The 16,371-nt window shown below is 73.3% G+C and carries 17 protein-coding genes; 8 read left to right on the top strand and 9 right to left on the bottom strand.

Annotated features, from left to right (window positions below; translation table 11 throughout):
* The first annotated feature begins 8 nt into the window (after positions 1–8).
* Together add and ABZ801_RS32295 are read left to right on the top strand one after the other, a co-directional pair.
* Entirely contained in the window at positions 9–1,040 is a 1,032-nt protein-coding gene (add, locus tag ABZ801_RS32300; protein WP_360705112.1) for an adenosine deaminase, read from the top strand.
* Complete coding sequence (locus tag ABZ801_RS32295; RefSeq protein ID WP_360705109.1) at positions 1,037–1,813, top strand: hypothetical protein; 777 nt, start codon at positions 1,037–1,039, stop codon at positions 1,811–1,813. Before add ends, ABZ801_RS32295 begins: the two co-directional genes overlap by 4 nt.
* Positions 1,814–1,871: 58 nt before the next feature.
* Here the strand turns inward: ABZ801_RS32295 and ABZ801_RS32290 are convergent, their stop codons facing one another.
* From ABZ801_RS32290 to ABZ801_RS32280, 3 genes are read right to left on the bottom strand one after another with little or no spacing between them, the layout of a single operon-like run.
* Positions 1,872–2,651 (bottom strand): hypothetical protein, encoded by a 780-nt coding sequence (locus ABZ801_RS32290; protein ID WP_360705106.1) that lies wholly within the window; start codon positions 2,649–2,651, stop codon positions 1,872–1,874.
* A gap of 57 nt (positions 2,652–2,708) precedes the next feature.
* Positions 2,709–4,763, bottom strand: a complete 2,055-nt coding sequence (locus tag ABZ801_RS32285; protein ID WP_360705103.1) for a molybdopterin oxidoreductase family protein — start codon at positions 4,761–4,763, stop codon at positions 2,709–2,711.
* On the bottom strand, positions 4,763–5,254 hold the full coding sequence (locus ABZ801_RS32280; RefSeq protein ID WP_344956653.1) for a hypothetical protein: 492 nt from the start codon (positions 5,252–5,254) through the stop codon (positions 4,763–4,765). Before ABZ801_RS32280 ends, ABZ801_RS32285 begins: the two co-directional genes overlap by 1 nt.
* Before the next feature lie 156 nt (positions 5,255–5,410).
* Between ABZ801_RS32280 and thyX the strand changes: the two genes are divergently transcribed.
* The gene (gene thyX, locus ABZ801_RS32275) at positions 5,411–6,208 is read left to right on the top strand and encodes an FAD-dependent thymidylate synthase (protein WP_344956655.1); all 798 of its coding nucleotides are present in this window, start codon (positions 5,411–5,413) and stop codon (positions 6,206–6,208) included.
* Between the two features lie 91 nt (positions 6,209–6,299).
* Here the strand turns inward: thyX and ABZ801_RS32270 are convergent, their stop codons facing one another.
* Positions 6,300–7,322 carry a DNA polymerase IV gene (locus ABZ801_RS32270; RefSeq protein WP_360705099.1) on the bottom strand — a complete coding sequence of 341 codons (1,023 nt, stop codon included), beginning with the start codon at positions 7,320–7,322 and terminating at the stop codon, positions 6,300–6,302.
* Between the two features lie 134 nt (positions 7,323–7,456).
* Here ABZ801_RS32270 and ABZ801_RS32265 point away from each other — a divergent pair, with 134 nt between their 5' ends.
* Positions 7,457–8,182 (top strand): dienelactone hydrolase family protein, encoded by a 726-nt coding sequence (locus ABZ801_RS32265; RefSeq protein WP_360705096.1) that lies wholly within the window; start codon positions 7,457–7,459, stop codon positions 8,180–8,182.
* Positions 8,183–8,245: 63 nt separating this feature from the next.
* Here ABZ801_RS32265 and ABZ801_RS32260 read toward each other — a convergent pair whose 3' ends face one another.
* Positions 8,246–8,812 carry a hemerythrin domain-containing protein gene (locus tag ABZ801_RS32260; RefSeq protein ID WP_344956668.1) on the bottom strand — a complete coding sequence of 189 codons (567 nt, stop codon included), beginning with the start codon at positions 8,810–8,812 and terminating at the stop codon, positions 8,246–8,248.
* A gap of 185 nt (positions 8,813–8,997) precedes the next feature.
* Here ABZ801_RS32260 and ABZ801_RS32255 point away from each other — a divergent pair, with 185 nt between their 5' ends.
* Positions 8,998–10,209 (top strand): hypothetical protein, encoded by a 1,212-nt coding sequence (locus tag ABZ801_RS32255; RefSeq protein ID WP_344956670.1) that lies wholly within the window; start codon positions 8,998–9,000, stop codon positions 10,207–10,209.
* 218 nt (positions 10,210–10,427) lie between these two features.
* Here the strand turns inward: ABZ801_RS32255 and ABZ801_RS32250 are convergent, their stop codons facing one another.
* The gene (locus tag ABZ801_RS32250) at positions 10,428–10,820 is read right to left on the bottom strand and encodes a PaaI family thioesterase (protein WP_360705092.1); all 393 of its coding nucleotides are present in this window, start codon (positions 10,818–10,820) and stop codon (positions 10,428–10,430) included.
* A 113-nt stretch (positions 10,821–10,933) separates the two neighbouring features.
* Complete coding sequence (locus ABZ801_RS32245) at positions 10,934–11,386, bottom strand: pyridoxamine 5'-phosphate oxidase family protein (RefSeq protein ID WP_344956674.1); 453 nt, start codon at positions 11,384–11,386, stop codon at positions 10,934–10,936.
* 97 nt (positions 11,387–11,483) lie between these two features.
* Here ABZ801_RS32245 and ABZ801_RS32240 point away from each other — a divergent pair, with 97 nt between their 5' ends.
* Positions 11,484–12,293 (top strand): helix-turn-helix transcriptional regulator, encoded by an 810-nt coding sequence (locus ABZ801_RS32240; RefSeq protein WP_360705178.1) that lies wholly within the window; start codon positions 11,484–11,486, stop codon positions 12,291–12,293.
* Positions 12,294–12,404: 111 nt separating this feature from the next.
* Here ABZ801_RS32240 and ABZ801_RS32235 read toward each other — a convergent pair whose 3' ends face one another.
* Complete coding sequence (locus ABZ801_RS32235) at positions 12,405–13,547, bottom strand: globin domain-containing protein (protein ID WP_360705089.1); 1,143 nt, start codon at positions 13,545–13,547, stop codon at positions 12,405–12,407.
* Between the two features lie 459 nt (positions 13,548–14,006).
* Between ABZ801_RS32235 and ABZ801_RS32230 the strand changes: the two genes are divergently transcribed.
* Positions 14,007–14,759: a gamma-glutamyl-gamma-aminobutyrate hydrolase family protein gene (locus tag ABZ801_RS32230; RefSeq protein WP_344956678.1), complete on the top strand. Its 753-nt coding sequence runs from the start codon at positions 14,007–14,009 to the stop codon at positions 14,757–14,759.
* A gap of 145 nt (positions 14,760–14,904) precedes the next feature.
* The gene (locus tag ABZ801_RS32225; RefSeq protein WP_360705087.1) at positions 14,905–15,906 is read left to right on the top strand and encodes an alpha/beta hydrolase; all 1,002 of its coding nucleotides are present in this window, start codon (positions 14,905–14,907) and stop codon (positions 15,904–15,906) included.
* Here ABZ801_RS32225 and ABZ801_RS32220 read toward each other — a convergent pair.
* On the bottom strand, positions 15,864–16,301 hold the full coding sequence (locus tag ABZ801_RS32220; protein ID WP_344956682.1) for an SRPBCC family protein: 438 nt from the start codon (positions 16,299–16,301) through the stop codon (positions 15,864–15,866). The genes ABZ801_RS32225 and ABZ801_RS32220 overlap by 43 nt on opposite strands.
* Positions 16,302–16,371: the final 70 nt, after the last annotated feature.

Raw genomic sequence — 16,371 nt, 5'->3', positions numbered from 1 at the left:
TCGCCCCCGTGCCCAACGGAACCACGCCCATCGAAACGTTCATCGACGCCCTTCCCAAGGTCGAGCTCCACGTGCACCTGGTCGGCTCGGCGTCCCTGCCGACCGTCCTGGAGCTGGCCCGCCGCCACCCCGAAGGCCCCGTCCCCACCAGCGAGGACGAGCTGCGCGCCTTCTACCGCTTCCGCGACTTCCCGCACTTCGCGCAGGTGTACGAGGCGGTGTCCAGCCTCGTCCGCACGCCCGACGACGTCGCCACCCTGGTGCTGGGCGCCGCCCGCGACCTGGCCGCGCAGAACGCCCGCTACGTCGAGCTGACCGTCACCCCCTACACGCACCAGCGGATGGGCATGGCGATGCCCGCCGTCACCGAGGCCCTGGACGAGGCCGCGCGGCGGGCCCGCGACGAGCACGGCATCCGCGTCGCCTACATCTTCGACATCCCGGGCGAGTTCGGCGCCGACGGCGCCGCCGCCACGGCCGAGCACGCCGTCAAGCACGCGCCGCAGGCGCTGGTGGGCTTCGGCATCGGCGGCGTCGAGCAGATGCGCCCGCCCTACCGGGACGACTTCCGCGCGGCGTTCCGCGCCGCCCGCGACGCGGGGCTGCACAGCGTCCCGCACGGCGGCGAGATGACCGGGCCGGAGACCATCTGGGAGGTCGTCGAGGGCCTGGGCGCCGAACGCATCGGCCACGGCATCACCTGCGTCCAGGACCCGCGGCTGATGGACCTGCTGCGCGAACGCCAGATCCCGCTGGAGGTGTGCCCCACGTCCAACCTGCGCACCGGCCAGGTCGGCGACCTGTCCGAGCACCCGCTGCCGGCGATGCTGGAGCAGGGCCTGTTCGTCACGCTGAACAGCGACGACCCGCCGATGTTCGACACCACCCTCACCGGCGAGTACCGCGTGGCCGCCGAGGTGTTCGGGCTGGGCCGCGCCGAGCTGGCGGGCCTGGCGCGCAACGCGGTCACCGCGTCCTTCCTGGACGAGGACGGCAAGCGGGCGATCCTCGACGACATCGACGCGGCCGTCGCCGCGTGATCCGGGGCTTCGTCTACGTGCCCGACGCGGATCCCGGTCCCATGGCCGGGGCCGCGCCGGGACGCCGCGTGACGCTCCCCGCGCCGCGGCCGCCGTGGATCGTCGTGCAGCGATCCCTGGAGGGCTTCCCGATCTGGCGGTGGCCCGGACGGCTGTGGCGCGTCGAGGTCGTCGAACCCGACACGGCCGAGGCGCGCGCCGCCATCGCGCGGGCCGACGGCGAGTTGCCGCCGTCGGCGAGTTACACCCGTGCGGCCGCCGTGCGCGTGGTCGAGGAGATTCCCGTGGCGACCGTGTTCGGCCCGCACGGCGGCCGCGTCGCCGAGGTGATCGACGCGGCGAAGGACCTCACCCAGGACGACGCCGAACGTCTCGCCGCCGCCCGCCACCCGCATGCCGCCTCCGCCTACGGCGCGGCCTGGGACAGGTGGCTCGCGACGCAGCCGAACCCCGGCCCCTACCTCGGCGATGCGCACGAGGGGGTCCTGCGGATCCCGGGTGCCGGGCCGTCGGGGTCGCCCGTGGGATCGGGGCTGAGCGCGGTGTCGCACGCGGTGCACGAGAGCGCCCGCCTGCGCGGACGCCCGGGCGTCGAGGTGGTGGAGGACGACGGCGAAACCGAGGAGATGCTCGCCGGGGCCTGGCACGGGGCGTGCCTGGCGCTGCTGGGCGCCGCGCTGGCCGTGGGCGCCCCGCATCTGCTCGACGAGGACGAGTCGGCGGCGCTCACCGCCGCCTGGTCGCGGTGGCGGCGCGGCCCGCGCGAGGACTAACCCCAGGCGAGCTTCCGCCACGGGCTGGCGGGGTCCTGCGTGAGGATGCGGTGACCGGTCAGGGAACGCGCGTACCAGTCGCCGAACTCGCCGTCGTCGAACCGCAGCATCCGCCCCAGCACGAGCTGTCCGCCAGCAGCCGCCGGTTCTCCTCGCGGGTCTCGCGGCCGTCGGTGACCGAGTTCCACGCCACCCCGTTGCCGACCGCCAGGTGCGCGCCCACCGCCATGGCGTGCGCGAAGCGACCCCACGTCGGGACGTCCGGGTCGGCGAGGAGGATGTCGTGGTCGCGGTCGGGCTGCCGTTCGGCGTCGGCGAGCATGCCCGCCACCTGGCGGTGTCCGTCGGACGCGGGCGCCAGCAGGGCGAGCAGCTCCCGCAGGACGGGCACGGCGGCGCGCGGCCCGGACCGCTTGAGCGCCAGCCGCGCCGCGTGCACGGCGACCCTGTCGGCGCGCCTGTGGTCCTGGACCGCCCGGAAACCCGACACGGATCTGACGGCGCGTCCCACCGCCTCGTCCATGCGGCCCGCGCCCGCCAGCACGTGCGCGGCCTGCCCGTCCAGGACGGCGCGCGGCTCGGTCGACGCGGGCAGGGGCAGCCCGGAGGCGGCGCGGTCGGCGGCCGCCAGGACCCGCAGCGCCTCGTCGGTACGGCCCGCGTCGCACAGCGCGCGGGCGTGCCGGGCGCGCACGGCGACGGCCGAGAACCAGTCCGCCCGCGCCTCCAGCGCGTCGGCGGCGCGGGCGTACGCCGACGCGGCCTCCTCGGCCCGGCCCTGCCGTTCGTACTTCCTGGCCCGGTCGAGCAACGCGCCGGTATCGGACTGAAACGTCATGGATTCCCTCCGTACGCGCCCAACCGTACCGAGCACCCGATCAGGCGCGCGCGGGTGTCACACCGCCGACACCTCCACGCGGGTGTCGTGGAACACCGGACCGCCCCCGAGGTCGGTGTCGCGCTCGTCCACCACCGCGTTGGCGTTCGCCCCTCCGGACAGCTTGGGCCAGTGCCCCTTGCTCGTCGCCGCCACTCCCGGCCGCACCTCGTCGGTGACCTGGAGCACCGCCTCGAACGCCCCGCGCTCGTTGGCCACCCGCACCCGCTGGCCCGAGGCCAGCCCGCGCGCGGCCGCGTCGTCGGGGTGCAGCCGGACGGTCGGCCCGCCCGAACGCCGCCGCAGCTCGGCGTTCTCACCGAACACGGTGTTGAGGAAGTGGTGCGACGCCGCCGACACCAGCGCCAACGGGAAACGGCGCGCACGCTCGGCGTCGGTCACCTCGCCGGGGGGCGTGTACCCGGCCACGGGGTCGAGGCCGAACGCCTCGGCCCGCTGCGACCGGAACTCCAGCCGTCCCGAAGGCGTCGGGAACCTCTCCGCATACGGCAGGAACGGTTTCGGCGCCGCCAGGCGGACGAAGCCCTCCTTGCGGAGCCTGTCCAGGGTGATGCCCGTGAGCCAGGGATGTTCGGACGACAGGGCCTGCTCGGCCAGCCGTTCGTCGGAGTCGTACAGGCTCGGCTCGGTCAGCCCCATGCGCCGCGCCAGCCGCCGGAACGTCTCGGTGGTCGGCAGGCATTCGCCCGGCGGCGCCACGGCCGGCTCGTTCCACGTCAGGTACAGGTGCCCGTAGCCGTCGTGCAGGTCCGCGTGCTCGTGCTGCATCGTGGCGGGCAGGACGATGTCGGCGTAGTCCGTCGTGTCGGTCGGGAACTGCTCCAGGACGACCGTGAACAGGTCCTCCCTGGCCAGCCCGCGGCGGACCTTGTTCTGGTGCGGGGTGCTGCCCACCGGGTTGGCGGCGATGACGAACAGCGCCATCACCGGCGGGTCGTCCACCTCCAGCAGCCCCTCGCCGAGCCTGCTCATCGACAGCGTCCGCACCGGGCCGGGCCGCAGGTCGTCCCGGAACAGGGCGGCCCGGTTCAGCTTGACGTGACCGGAGGTGGAGAACGTCAGCCCGCCGCCCAGCCGCGCCCAGTCGCCCGTCACGCCCGGGATGCAGGCCAGCGTCCGCAGCGTCTCCGCGCCGCCGCCGTGCCGCTGCAACCCCTGCGTGGCGCGGATCGCGGTGGGACGCGTCCGCGCGATCCGTTCGCCCAGTGCGACGATCGCGTCCTCGGGCACCCCGGTGATCCGCGCCGCCCGCTCCGGCGGGAACTCCTGGATCCGCTCGCGGAACTCCGCCCAGCCCAGCGTGTGCCGTTCGATGTAGTCCTCGTCCTGCGCGCCGAGCCCGACGACCACGTTGAGCAGCCCCAGCGCCAGCGCCGCGTCGGTGCCGGGCAGCGGCGCCAGATGCTCGTCGGCCTGCCGCGCCGTCCGGGTCGCGACCGGATCGATCGCCACCACGTACGCGCCCTCGCGCCGCGCCGCCTGGACGAACTTCCACACGTGGTGGCCGCTGGTCAGCGGGTTCGTCCCCCACAGCAGGACCAGCCGGGCGTGGGCGAGGTCCTCGGGGTCCATGCCCGCCGACGAGCCGATCGTGCACTTCAGCCCGGAGCTGCCCGCCGACGAGCAGATGTTGGCGTCGTGCGCCGAGGCGCCCAGCACGTTGAAGAACCGCCGGCCCGCCGTCCCCTCCAGGCCCTGGACGTAGCCGAGCGTCCCGGTGCCCCAGTACGGCCAGATCGCCTCGCCGCCGTGGCCGCGGACGACGTGGTCGAGCCGCGTGGCGATCTCGTCGAGCGCCTCGTCCCAGGAGATCCGCTCGAACCGGCCCTCTCCCTTGCGGCCCGTCCGCCGCAGCGGATACCGGATCCGGTCCGCGTCGCCCGCCCGTTCCAGCCACCGGTTGACCTTGGTGCACAGCGCGCCCCTGGTGTACGGGTGGTCGGGATTGCCGCGCAGCCCGACCGCCTCGCCGTCGCGCACCGTCACCACCCACGAGCAGTCGTCCGGGCAGTCCAGCGGGCAGGCGCCCAGCACCTTCAGCTCGGCCGCCATCAGACCGTCCCCTCGAAGCGGTCGCCCAGGTAGGCGTCGACGTCCGGCGCGTCCGGCCGGGCGAGCACGTGCCGCAGCCACGCCCGCCGTTCGTGGTCGACGACCGCCCCCTCCCACACGCAGAACACCGCCGGTGTGGGATGCGGCCGCAGGGCCCGCGGATCGTCCAGCGGCGAGGAGTACAGCCGCTGGTGGATCTCGTTCTCCCCGGCCCACCAGTCGTACAGCGCGAAGCAGAAGTCGCCCGCCCGGTGCACCACCACGAACCCGAGGCCGTAACGGTCGGGCTCCGCCCCGTCGCGCAGCACCGCGGGCGCCGGCATGACCTCGGGCGCCAGCGTCAGCGCCGCGTCCACCAGACCGGCCGGCGGCCGCGTTCCCTCCGAGGTGATCCCGTACACCTTCAGCCGCCACCCGGCCGTCTCGTAGGGGCCCAGGAACGAGATCGGCCGCCCGCGATAGGGCCCTCGCACCGCCGGCGTCGACTGCATCCCGTTCCTCCCCAGACCTGCGAACTCTCCCAGTCTGCTGCATCCATGACAGGAGTGTCACCCCCATACGTCCATGACGACCGCACCGGTTCGCGAACCGCCGGGCGAAACTGGTTTGCTAGGCGCCGAGGAAACGACCGGTAGGGGGAAGAGCACGTGAAGAGCGTCGAGCCTGAGGTGTACCTCGTCGCGCGGCCTGAGCTGGACTACGACGAGGTGGCCCGCTATCTGCGCGACGTGGGCGGGGAGAGCTGGCTGGAGCGGCTCGACCGCGGCGACCTCGACGCCGAGCTGAACGACCCGCAGAACCTCGCCGAGTTCGCCGGCCGGCTGTGCTACCGCTCCTGGGAGCCGGGCCTCAACCCCAACGTCACCCGGATCCGCACCGACCAGGACGCCTACCTGGAGAACATCCTGCGCAGCATGCACGGCTCGGTGCTGGAGCACGTCAGCTTCAGCTTCGTCCTGCACAACGTCAGCCGGGTGCTGACCCATGAGCTCGTCCGGCACCGGCCCGGCGTCGCCATCTCCCAGGAGTCCCTGCGCTTCGTGCGGCTGCAGGACATCCCGTTCTGGTTCCCCGAGTGGGCCCGCGAGGACGCCGAGCTGATGAAGCGCGCCACCGCGCTTCTGGAGCAGATGGAGGAGTTCCAGGGCTGGATGGCCCAGCGCTTCCGCCTCGACGACGACGGCGTGCCCTTCAAGGAGAAGAAGCACAAGACCTCGTTCATGCGCCGCTTCGCCCCCGAGGGCGTGGCCACCGGACTGGTGTGGACGGCCAACGTCCGCACCCTGCGGCACACGATCGAGAACCGCACCGCCGCCGGCGCCGAGGAGGAGATCCGCCTGCTGTTCCACCGCATCGGCGAGGTGATGCGCCGCGAGGCCCCCGCCCTGTTCGGCGACTACGAGATCGAGGACGGTGCCTGGATCCCCCGATGGCGCAAGGTCTGACCGCCGGGGCGGTGCTACTGGGGCGGGCCCTGGAGCATTCGGGTGACGGTGGCGGCCAGGTCGCGTAGTGCGCCGAGCACGACGGAAACGGTCAGCGGGCGAACTCGGCGCGGACGCCCAGCAGGCGCACCGGCCGTCGTTCGGTGAACCGGTCGAGGGCGGCGAGGGCGGCCTCCTCGATCCGGGACGCCTCGGCCGTCGGCGTCTCCAGTGCCCGGCCGTGGGTCCGCGTGATGAAGGGCGCGTAGCGGACCTTGACGATGACGCGTGCGGCGCGCCGCCGCTCCGCGGCGGCCTCGTGCGCGACCTGCCGCGCCAGGTTGGACACTTCGCGACGGACCTCTTCCCAGTCGCGCAGATCGTGCTGGTAAGTGGTCTCGCGGCCGCGGGAGCGCGGGACGTACGGTGCGCCGTCCACCGGCGAGTGGTCCTGCCCCTGGGCGAGCCGCACCAGCCACGGCCCGATCGTGGGGCCGAAACGCTCGGCGAGGGTCCGCGGGTCGGCCGCCGCCAGTTCGCCGACGGTGGCGATGCCCATGGCCTTCAGCCGCTTGGCGGTCTTGGCCCCGACGCCCCACAGCGCGTCGGTCGGCCGGTCGCCGAGCACCTCGAACCAGGTCCGGTGGGTGAGCCGGAAGACGCCGGCCGGCTTGCCCAAGCCGGTCGCCAGCTTGGCCTGGAGCTTGTTCTGCCCGATGCCCACCGTGCATTCGAGTTCGGTCGCCGCGCGTATCCGAGCGCGGATCTCATGGGCCGTCGCCTCCGGGTCGTCGCCTTCGACGGCCAGGAACGCCTCGTCCCAGCCGAGCACCTCCACCACGGCGTCGAACTCCCGCAGCGTCGCCATGACCCGGGCCGAGACGGCCCGGTAGGCGCCGGCGTCGACGGGAAGGAACACCGCCTCCGGGCAGCGCCGCGCCGCCGTGCGGAGCGGCAGGCCGGAGTGGACGCCGTGGGCACGGGCCTCGTACGACGCCGTGCCGACCACGCCGCGCTTGGTCGGATCGCCGTCCCCGCCGACGACGACCGGACGCCCGCGCAGTTCCGGGTGACGCAGAACCTCCACGGCGGCGATGAACTGGTCGAGGTCGACGTGCAGGACCCAGCGGGCCATATCTGATTCTCGCTCCGCCCGCGCCTTCACGGCCAGCCCGATCACCGTCCCCGTTCCGACGACGCGCCGGTGGCGCTCGGGCCGGGCGCGTCGGAAGTGGGAACGGCGGCCGGGATGGGGGAGGGTGTGGGGTCATGACCGACATCAGCATTCCGCTCGGCGGACGGGAACTGCCCGGGTACCTGGCGGTGCCCGAGGGGGAGGGGCCGTGGCCCGGCGTCGTGGTCCTGTTCGAGGCGTTCGGCGCCACCGCGGACATGCGCGCGCAGGCCGACCGGCTCGCCTCCCACGGCTACCTGGCCGTCCTGCCCGACCTGTACCACGGCGCGCCGTGGCTGCGGTGCGTGCGCGCGGCGATGCGCGACCTGATGACGCGGCGCGGCGCGACCTACGACTCCATCGAGGCGGCGCGGCGGTGGCTGGTCGGACGGGACGACTGCACCGGCCGGACCGGCGTGATCGGGTTCTGCATGGGCGGCGGCTTCGCGCTGGTCGCGGCGGCCCGGTACGACTTCCAGGCCGCGGCGGCCAACTACGGGATACTGCCGCGCGACGCCGCCCGCACCCTGGCCGGCGCCTGCCCGGTCGTCGCCAGCTACGGCGCCGACGATCTGATGCTGCCGGGCGCGGCGGCCAGGCTGGAACGCGCGCTGACCCGGGCGGGGGTGCCGCACGACGTCAAGGAGTACCCCCGGACGGGGCACGGCTTCCTGACCGACACCGACGTGCCCGCCCCCATGGTCCCGCTGACCAAGGTCGTGCTGCGGCAGGGACGGGGCCGGGAGAACGCCGAGGACGGCTGGCGGCGCATCCTCGGGTTCTTCGCCGAGCACCTCGCCGACAAGGAATCTACAACGTAAAGGCGTCGGCCCGGACGGCTCCGTCGCCACGACGCGCCGCCGGCCCGCCCCCGTGCCGTCCGGTCAGCCCTTCACCTGGCGCACCAGGTCGCGGACGCGGTCCATCACCGCCGCCAGCGGCCCGGCCGCCAGGTTCTTGGTGGCGGACTCCACGCCCGGGTGCGGGTGGGTCGGCGCGGTCGCCTCGGCCACCTGCACGACCCTCATCAGCGCCGACAGCTCCTTCTTGCCGAACTGGCCGCGCAGCCGCTCGAACTCGTAGCGCTCCTCCGCGCGGGCGTGGCTGAGCACCTCGATGCGCAGCCGGTCGAGCTTGGGCAGGAACTGCGGGTCCTCGGTGTCCATGCCGTCGAGCTCGGCGAGCAGCTCCTTGGCCGAGCGCTCCTCGCCCAGGCGATCGTCGACGATGCCGTCGCCGCCGTCCAGCTTCTGCCGGGCCAGCGGGTGCACGATCTCCTCCTCGGCGGTCTCGTGCACCGCCAGCAGGCGCACCAGCTTGCGGAAGGCGTCCCGGCGTTCGTTGCCCGTACTGCTCTCGACCTGCGCGAACAGGTCGCGGATCTGGCCGTGCTGCATGTACAGCAGGTCGATCACGTCACGGGCCGGGGCCTGGGTGGTCGAAGTGCCCATGTGTCGCTCCTCGCGTCTGCTCTCGTCCGTCGACCGTGCGAGCGTCGCCGTACCCGGACGTCAGAGGGCTAAGCGGACATTGCCGAAAGTTGGGGACGGGCGAATGTGAAGGGCGCGTGGGGGCGGGTACGGCGCCATGGGCGCGATCTCCACACAGGGGCGATCTCGGCAGAAAGGGGAGGTACATGTCCTTCAACCCGTTGGAACACCGGGGCATCCCGCTGGACAGGCAGGTGCGCAACTGGCGGGAGATGAACGTCGTGCCGGTCGACCCCGACCGCGCCGATCCCTACACCAAGTGCCGCATCATCACGATGAACGGCATCGAGGTGGAGGCGGTCTTCTTCAGCCACCATTTCTCCCGGGTCTGTCCCGATCCCGAGATCAGGCGGCAGCTGGCCCAGGTCCGCTACATCGAGCAGCAGCAGCAGAAGACCGTCAACTGGCTGCTGCCGGGCCAGGCCAGCGCGTTGGAGACCACCATCTCCTACGAGCAGGTCGCCGTGGACCTCACCTCGTGGGTGGCGCGGATGGAGCCCGACCCGTACCTGAAGCAGGCGTACGAGTTCGGCGTGCTGGAGGACTTCGACCACCTGTACCGGTACGCCAACCTCTACGAGATGATCGAGCACCGCAAGGCCGAGAAGATCGTCGGTGACATGACCGAGGTCATGCCGGGCCGTCCCACCAAGATGGAGCACCGCGACGCCGCCGACAACGTCCGCGACCCCTACGACCGGAACCGGGCCGAGCCGATCTCCAAGCTGCACGCGCTGACGATCACCGCGTCCGAGCAGCAGACGATGAACTTCTACATGAACGTCGGCCCGCAGTACATGGAGCCGATCGCCCGCCAGCTCTACCAGGAGATCGGGCTCATCGAGGAGGAGCACGTCACGCACTACGAGTCGCTGGTCGACCCGGGCGAGACCTGGTGGGAGCGGCTGGTCAACCACGAGTACAACGAGTGCTACATGTACCACTCGATGATGGAGACCGAGTCCGACCCCAAGGTCAAGGCCATCTGGGAGCTGCACCTGAACATGGAGCTGGAGCACCTGCGCATCGCCTGCGACATGATGCGCCGGCACGACGGGCGGGACCCGGAGAGCATCCTGGCGCCCGAGCTGCCCGCGCCGGTGACCTTCGAGCCCAACAAGGAGTTCCTGCGCGACCTGCTGGCCACCCAGATCGACCTGACCACGCTCGGCGCCGGGTACGTGCGCGAGGCCCACGAGCGCTTCGAGCGCATGCAGGAGCAGATCCACGGCGGCGAGGAGCCGCCCAGCGAGCGCGTCATCGACGAGCACCGCGAGCTGTTCGGCGAGGAGTACCGCCACGAGCCCGCGGGCCCGCACCCCGTCAGCGAGATGCGCGTCCCCGCGCGTTCCAGGTGACACCACCCCGACCCCAGGCCGCGACGCGCGCCCATCACGCCGAGACGGGCGCGCGTCGGTCGTCCCGGGCACCCGGGCGCATGTGGTCGGTCGCCTCGGCGACGGCTGTCCTGCCGTGCGGGGAACCGGTGCTCGGGGGCCGACCGGCAGGCCGACGCTGATCGCGACGCAGCCGGTCTCCGCACGGCGCGCCCGCCTCGCGCGCCGGTGCGCGCGCGTCAGCGGGACAGGACGGCCTGGGTCTGGGTCACCTGGGCGACCCGGCGGTCGTCGGCGTCGTACAGGTCGGTCTGCACGACGATCGAGGTGCGCCCGGCGTGCAGGGGGCGCGCCACCGCGCGGACCTCGCCGCCGCGTACGGCGCGGAAGAAGTTGGTCTTGGACTCCAGAGTCGTCGTCGACGTGCCCGGCGGCAGGTTGAGGAACGCGCAGACCGCGCCGACGGAGTCGGCCAGAGTCATCACGGCGCCGCCGTGCATGACGCCGCCCGCGGTGCACCGCTCCGGCGCCCATGCCAGACGTCCCGTGACCTCCTCCGGCGCGGCGGCGTCGATCTCGATGCCCACGGCGCGCGCGAACGGCATGGCGTCGAGCAGGTCGTCGGTGGTCATGGGGGTCCTTCCGTCCGGCGGGTTCCAGCCGGCAGCCTGCCCGACGCGCGGCGGGCCGTCGATTACCTCCCGGGTAACCGAACCCGCCGCGCGCCGCCCCCGCCGGGAGATCGTCACGTGCGACGCAGGACCTTGACCGGGTTTCCGGGGCGCCACAGGCGGATGACCAGCTCGTCGCCCTCGACCGAGGTCAGGACCGCTTCGGTGAGCTCCAGGCGGAAGGCGTGGAAGCCGCCGGGGGGTTCGCCGCCGGTGGTGTAGGTCTTCTTCTCCTCGGGGTCGGTGACCTCGACGGCCACGCCGGCGACCTTCGCGTCGCCGCCCTCGGCGGGGTGGGCGTGTATCGCGCAGCGGCCGTCTCGCCGCAGGTCGCGGGCCTTCACCGCGTTCAGCATGGAGCCGAACGCCAGGTCGGGACCGGAGAAGTCGATCTCCGTGCCGCTGACCCGCGGGGAGCCGTCGCGTCGCAGGGTGGCCAGCACGTGGGTGTCGGCGGCCGTGAAGCGTTCCCGGATCCGCTCGGCCAGCTCCGGGGCCTCCTGTTCGAACTGTCGCCATGTCGCCATGGACCAGAACTCTGGCAGCCGCCTCCGACAGTCCGGGTTACCTGGGACGTAATCGTGCGTATGACCTGGAGGTCGGTAGCGTCGGAGCGTGACGACGATGACGATGTCCCTGGGGGACGTGCGGCCGATCGGGGAGCAGCTGAGGGCGTGGCGGCAGCGGCGGCGGCTCAGCCAGCTGGAGCTGGCCTCCGAGGCGGCCGTGTCGACCCGGCACCTGAGCTTCGTGGAGACCGGGCGGTCGACGCCGAGCCGGGAGATGGTGCTGCGGCTGGCCGAGCACCTGGAGGTGCCGCTGCGCGACCGCAACCTGCTGCTGGTGTCGGCCGGGTACGCGCCGGTCTACACCGAGACCCCGATCGAGGAGCCGCGCATGAACTCGGTGCGGGCGGCCCTGCGGCAGGTCCTGGAGGGTCACGAGCCGTACCCGGCGGTGGTGGTCGACCGGTTCTGGAATCTGATCGACGCCAACGGCGCGGCGCAGTTCTTCATGGAGGGGGCGCCGCCGGAGCTGCTGGAGCCGCCCCTGAACGTGCTCAGGCTGAGCATGCATCCGGGCGGGATCGCCAAGAACATCGTCAACCTGGGGGAGTGGCGGGCGCACATGATCGACCGGGTGCGGCGGCATGTGGCGCTCACCGCCGACCCGGCGCTGGCCGACCTGTATCGGGAACTGCGCGACTATCCCGGCGCCGAGGCCCCCGCCGAGCCCGCGCCGCCGCCCACGGGCCACGAGGTGTTCGTCCCGTTGCGGCTGCGGCTGGACGACGGGCGGAGGCTGTCGTTCTTCACCACGATCGCCACGTTCGGTACTCCGGTCGACGTCACGGTGGCGGAGCTGGCCATCGAGTCGTTCTACCCGGCCGACGAGGAGACCGGCGCGTTCCTGCGTGAGCGCGCCGGGTGGTGACCGGGCGGTACCGCCCCTTGTCGAGCGGTGGTGAGGTGCACCTGCCGCCGGTGCGCCGTCCCCCTGGAACTGCCCGCGCGGTGCGGGCGGCCGGCGGCAGGAGCGCGCGGGTCAGGAGGAGGTCCGGGCGTCGTCTCGTTCGGCCTCCAGCAGGTCGTGGTGGACGCGGTCCAGGGGCACGCCGAGGTTCTGCAGCGCGTCCACCGTGGCCCTGATCATGCCGGGGGGACCGGCCACGTAGACCTCGTGGTCGTCCCAGCGCTCGCGTATCCGCCCCAGCGCGTCGGCGACGGGCCCGCGCAGCCCGTCGTGGGGCGGGGCGTCGGACGGCACCGGCATCACCCGCAGCCGTGGGTGGCCGGACTCCAGCAGGCGCAGGTCGGGCAGGTCGTACAGGTCGAGCGGGGCGCGCGCGCCGACCACCAGGTGGACGCGGCGTTCGCGGCCCCAGGCGAGCTCCTGTTCGGCCAGGGCCTTGAGCGGTGCCAGGCCGGTGCCGCCCGCGACCAGCAGCAGGTCGCGGTCGCAGCCGGGGTCGAGCGTCAGGGTGCCGCGGGCGGGGCCGAGCAGCAGGGTGTCGCCGACGCGCGTGTGCCGGACGAGCGCGCCGCTGACCCAGCCGCCCGGCACGGCCCGCACGTGCAGGGACAGGGTCCCGTCGGGGTGCGGGGCGTTGGCGATCGAGTACCTGCGCCACACGCGCGGCCAGCGGGCGGTCTGCACCTGCACGTACTGGCCGGCGGTGAACTCCAGCCGCCGGTCGGGGCGCAGGGTCACCACCGCCAGGTCCGGTGTGGGGCGGCGGTGGCCGACGACCTCGGCCACCCACCAGGGCGGGGCGGTGGCCGCGTCGCGCTCGGCCGCGGCGATCATGATGTCGGCGGCGGTGCGGTAGGCGGCGGTCCAGGCCGCCTCGGCCTCGGGCGACCAGTCGGCGCCGCCGAACCTGCGCAGCGTGGCGATCAGCGCCGCGCCCATGGCCGCGTAGTGCTCGGGCAGCACCCCGTACTTGCGGTGGTCGCGGCCGAGCCGTTCCAGGTAGTCGGTCAGTTCGCCGGGCGCGTCCAGGCTCCACACGACGCGGGCCAGCGCCTGGAAAAGGCGTTCGCGCTGGCCGTCCATCGCGGGCGGGAAAAGCGCGCGCAGCCGTGGATTCTCGGCGAATAGGCGACCGTAGAAATAGGCGATCGCGCCGTCCGCCACGGGTTCGATACGGGTGAAGCTCTCTTTGACGATTCGGGGTATCGATGACATTTGCCAGCTCGCCCCCCAGGGCTTTTCTCGCCGGGGCCCCTCCGCCCGCCGGCGCCTGCCGGACGCCCCCCACGTCCGAGTTCGTGAGATTCTCGCACTGAAAGACGCTGGTAATCAACCGGTCGAAGGGAAGGCGGCGCGGGGTGTGCGAAGAGTGGCGGAATGGTTATCCGGTGTCATCGGCGCATGTGAGGGCGGGAGAAGAATACTGCTCGGTATGTGTTCGGGTCCGTCTCGATGATCATTCGGACTCATTTTTCGGGTGAATCCGGACCAAAGCGGGGAGTCATGCGCGGAAGGGCGGCCGACCGCGAATGGCAACACGATTTACCGGGCGGTGGATAAATCTCAACCCGGAGGGTAGATTTCGAAATCGGCCGGGCCGGGGTGCTCCCGGCCGGGCCGGTTTCGCGGCCGTGCGGCCCGGGGTCGGGGCCGGCGCTCATCAAGGGGGAGGGCATGGGAGAGGCGATCCGAGGGGCTCCCGAGCCCCGCGCGGCCGCCGTCGGCGCACCGCCGCTCATCGGCGTGACGACCTGTCTGGAACCGGCCCGCTGGAGCGAGTGGGTGCGGGAGGCCGCCCTGCTGCCCGTGTCCTACCTGCGGTCGGTCGAACGCGCCGGGGGCGTGCCGGTCATGCTGCCGCCGACGGCGGGGCTGCGCGGCCTCGACGCCCTGGTCGAGGGGCTGGGCGGGGTCGTGTTCGCCGGGGGAGCCGACCTCGATCCGCAGCTGTACGGGATGGGGCGCCACCACGAGACCGGGCCGCCGCAGCCGCAGCGCGACCGGTTCGAGCTGGCCCTGCTGCGCGCCGTCATCGACGCCGACATGCCGTTCCTGGCCGTCGGCCGGGGCATGCAGGCGTTGAACGTGGCGCGCGGCGGCGTCCTCGTCCAGCACCTGCCCGAGGCGGTCGGGCACACCGGGCACGCCCCGCCCGGCGGGATGTACGGCGGCCACGCGGTGCAGATCAGCCCGAGCAGCAGGATCGGCAAGATCCTCGGCGAGACCGCCCAGGTGGTCACCGGCCACCACCAGGCCATCGCCCGGCTCGGCAAGGGCCTGGCCGCGGTCGCCTGGGCCGAGGACCAGGTCGTGGAGGCCGTCGAGCTGCAGGGTCACCGGTTCGGCGTGGGCGTGCAGTGGCACCCCGAGGAGGGCGAGGACCGCCGGCTGTTCGACGCGCTGGTCGCCGAGGCCTGGGGCCGCTGACCCGCCCCGTGCGCTGACGCCGCCCCGCCCCCCCGTGCGCTGACCGGTATGGCAATCGGGGAGATCTTCAGCCCGGCTTATCGGGGTACGTTCGCCGCTGTCCCGTCCGTCTGGCCGCGTCGCGGCCCGCGACCGGAGGCCGGCCATGCCCATGCATCCGCAGACCGCCCGCTACCTGGAGATGCTCGCCCCCCTGACCACGCTGGACGGGCCGGAGCCGACGCTGCCGGAGACCCGCCGCATGCTGGAGGCCACGCTGCGGGCCCTGCCGATCCGCCGCCGCGAGCTGCCGCACGTCGCCGACCTGGCCGTGCCCGGCGCCGACGGCGCCGTCCCCGTGCGGCTGTACCGTCCCGAGCCGCCCGGCGGGGCGCCGCTGCCCGCGCTGGTGTACCTGCACGGCGGCGGCTGGGTGCTGGGCGGGCTCGACAGCGTGGACGCCGCCTGCCGCGACCTGGCCGCGGACACCGGCTGCGTCGTGATCAGCGTCGGCTACCGGCTGGCCCCCGAGCACCGGTTCCCCGCGGCGGTGCGCGACGCGTGGGCGGTCACCGCCGCCGTCGCGCGCGATCCCGGGCGGTTCGGCGCCGACCCCGCGGCGGTGGCGGTCGCCGGCGACAGCGCGGGCGGCAACCTGGCCGCCGCGGTCGCGCTCACCGCCCGCGACCGCGGCCTCGACCTGGCGCACCAGCTGCTGGTCTACCCCGTCACCGACACCGCCATGGACACCCCGAGCTACGCCGCGTACGGCACCGGGTACGGGCTGGACGCCGCCGGGATGGCCCGCTGCCTGGAGATGTACCGGGGCGACGCCGACCCGGCCGACCCGCTGCTGGCCCCGCTGCGCGCGCCCGACCTGTCCGGCCTCGCCCCCGCCACCGTGATCACCGCCGAGCTGGACGTGCTGCGCGACGAGGGCGAGGCGTACGCGCGGCGCCTGGCGGAGGCGGGGGTGCCGGTCGAGCTGCGCCGGTACGAGGGCGTGGTGCACTCGTTCTTCCTGCTGCCCGAGCACTTCGACGCCGCCGTGGACGCCATGCGGTTCGCGGTGCGCCGCCTGCGCGCCGCCTTCGCGGCGGCGGGGGCGGCCGGGGCGGGAGGACGTCAGGAGAAGCGTTTGCCGAGCGCCTCCAGTCCGGGGCGGTAGATGGCGCCGGTGAGGGTCTTGCGCATGGCCTCCTCGTCGGCCGCGTCCACCGAGAACTCGCCGTACCACTCGACGAACGACTGCCCGCTGTCGGTGACCGGCGCGACCCGGATGCGGCCGACGTAGTCGCGGATCGGCAGCGGGGACTCCAGGATCTCGTACCAGTAGGAGCGGTCGGCGTCGTCCATGCCGCACAGCCGCTCACGGAACACCGTGTCGCCGGGGCCGATCAGCCGCCGCACGCATCCGACCCGGTCGGCGGGCCCGCCGTCCTCGATCACGCCGGTGGCCACCGCGGGCATCCAGTCGGCCAGGTTCCCGAAGTCGCGCAGGAAGCGCCACACCTCGTCGGCGGGCGCGCTGAGCACGGTGCTGGCGTAGGACCTGGTGGGCATCGCGGTTCTCCTCGGCGGTCTGGGGGGTGTGACCGGTTCGCCCCTATGCTGCGCCGCGGATGTGATCAAG

The sequence above is a fragment of the Actinomadura sp. NPDC047616 genome, assembly GCF_040642915.1.
Taxonomy (GTDB): Bacteria; Actinomycetota; Actinomycetes; order Streptosporangiales; family Streptosporangiaceae; genus Spirillospora; species Spirillospora miaoliensis.
Note: the sequence above shows the minus strand (reverse complement) of the source record. Positions and strands in the feature narration are given on the sequence as shown.

Excerpts from the sequence above, each read along its gene's own strand:
- ABZ801_RS32290 (WP_360705106.1), bottom strand. The coding sequence starts at position 2,651 with ATGACGTTTCAGTCCGATACCGGCGCGTTGCTCGACCGGGCCAGGAAG.
- ABZ801_RS32285 (WP_360705103.1), bottom strand. The coding sequence starts at position 4,763 with ATGGCGGCCGAGCTGAAGGTGCTGGGCGCCTGCCCGCTGGACTGCCCG.
- ABZ801_RS32280 (WP_344956653.1), bottom strand. The coding sequence starts at position 5,254 with ATGCAGTCGACGCCGGCGGTGCGAGGGCCCTATCGCGGGCGGCCGATC.
- ABZ801_RS32270 (WP_360705099.1), bottom strand. The coding sequence starts at position 7,322 with ATGGCCCGCTGGGTCCTGCACGTCGACCTCGACCAGTTCATCGCCGCC.
- ABZ801_RS32265 (WP_360705096.1), top strand. The coding sequence starts at position 7,457 with ATGACCGACATCAGCATTCCGCTCGGCGGACGGGAACTGCCCGGGTAC.
- ABZ801_RS32260 (WP_344956668.1), bottom strand. The coding sequence starts at position 8,812 with ATGGGCACTTCGACCACCCAGGCCCCGGCCCGTGACGTGATCGACCTG.
- ABZ801_RS32255 (WP_344956670.1), top strand. The coding sequence starts at position 8,998 with ATGTCCTTCAACCCGTTGGAACACCGGGGCATCCCGCTGGACAGGCAG.
- ABZ801_RS32250 (WP_360705092.1), bottom strand. The coding sequence starts at position 10,820 with ATGACCACCGACGACCTGCTCGACGCCATGCCGTTCGCGCGCGCCGTG.
- ABZ801_RS32245 (WP_344956674.1), bottom strand. The coding sequence starts at position 11,386 with ATGGCGACATGGCGACAGTTCGAACAGGAGGCCCCGGAGCTGGCCGAG.
- ABZ801_RS32240 (WP_360705178.1), top strand. The coding sequence starts at position 11,484 with ATGACGATGTCCCTGGGGGACGTGCGGCCGATCGGGGAGCAGCTGAGG.
- ABZ801_RS32235 (WP_360705089.1), bottom strand. The coding sequence starts at position 13,547 with ATGTCATCGATACCCCGAATCGTCAAAGAGAGCTTCACCCGTATCGAA.
- ABZ801_RS32230 (WP_344956678.1), top strand. The coding sequence starts at position 14,007 with ATGGGAGAGGCGATCCGAGGGGCTCCCGAGCCCCGCGCGGCCGCCGTC.
- ABZ801_RS32225 (WP_360705087.1), top strand. The coding sequence starts at position 14,905 with ATGCCCATGCATCCGCAGACCGCCCGCTACCTGGAGATGCTCGCCCCC.
- ABZ801_RS32220 (WP_344956682.1), bottom strand. The coding sequence starts at position 16,301 with ATGCCCACCAGGTCCTACGCCAGCACCGTGCTCAGCGCGCCCGCCGAC.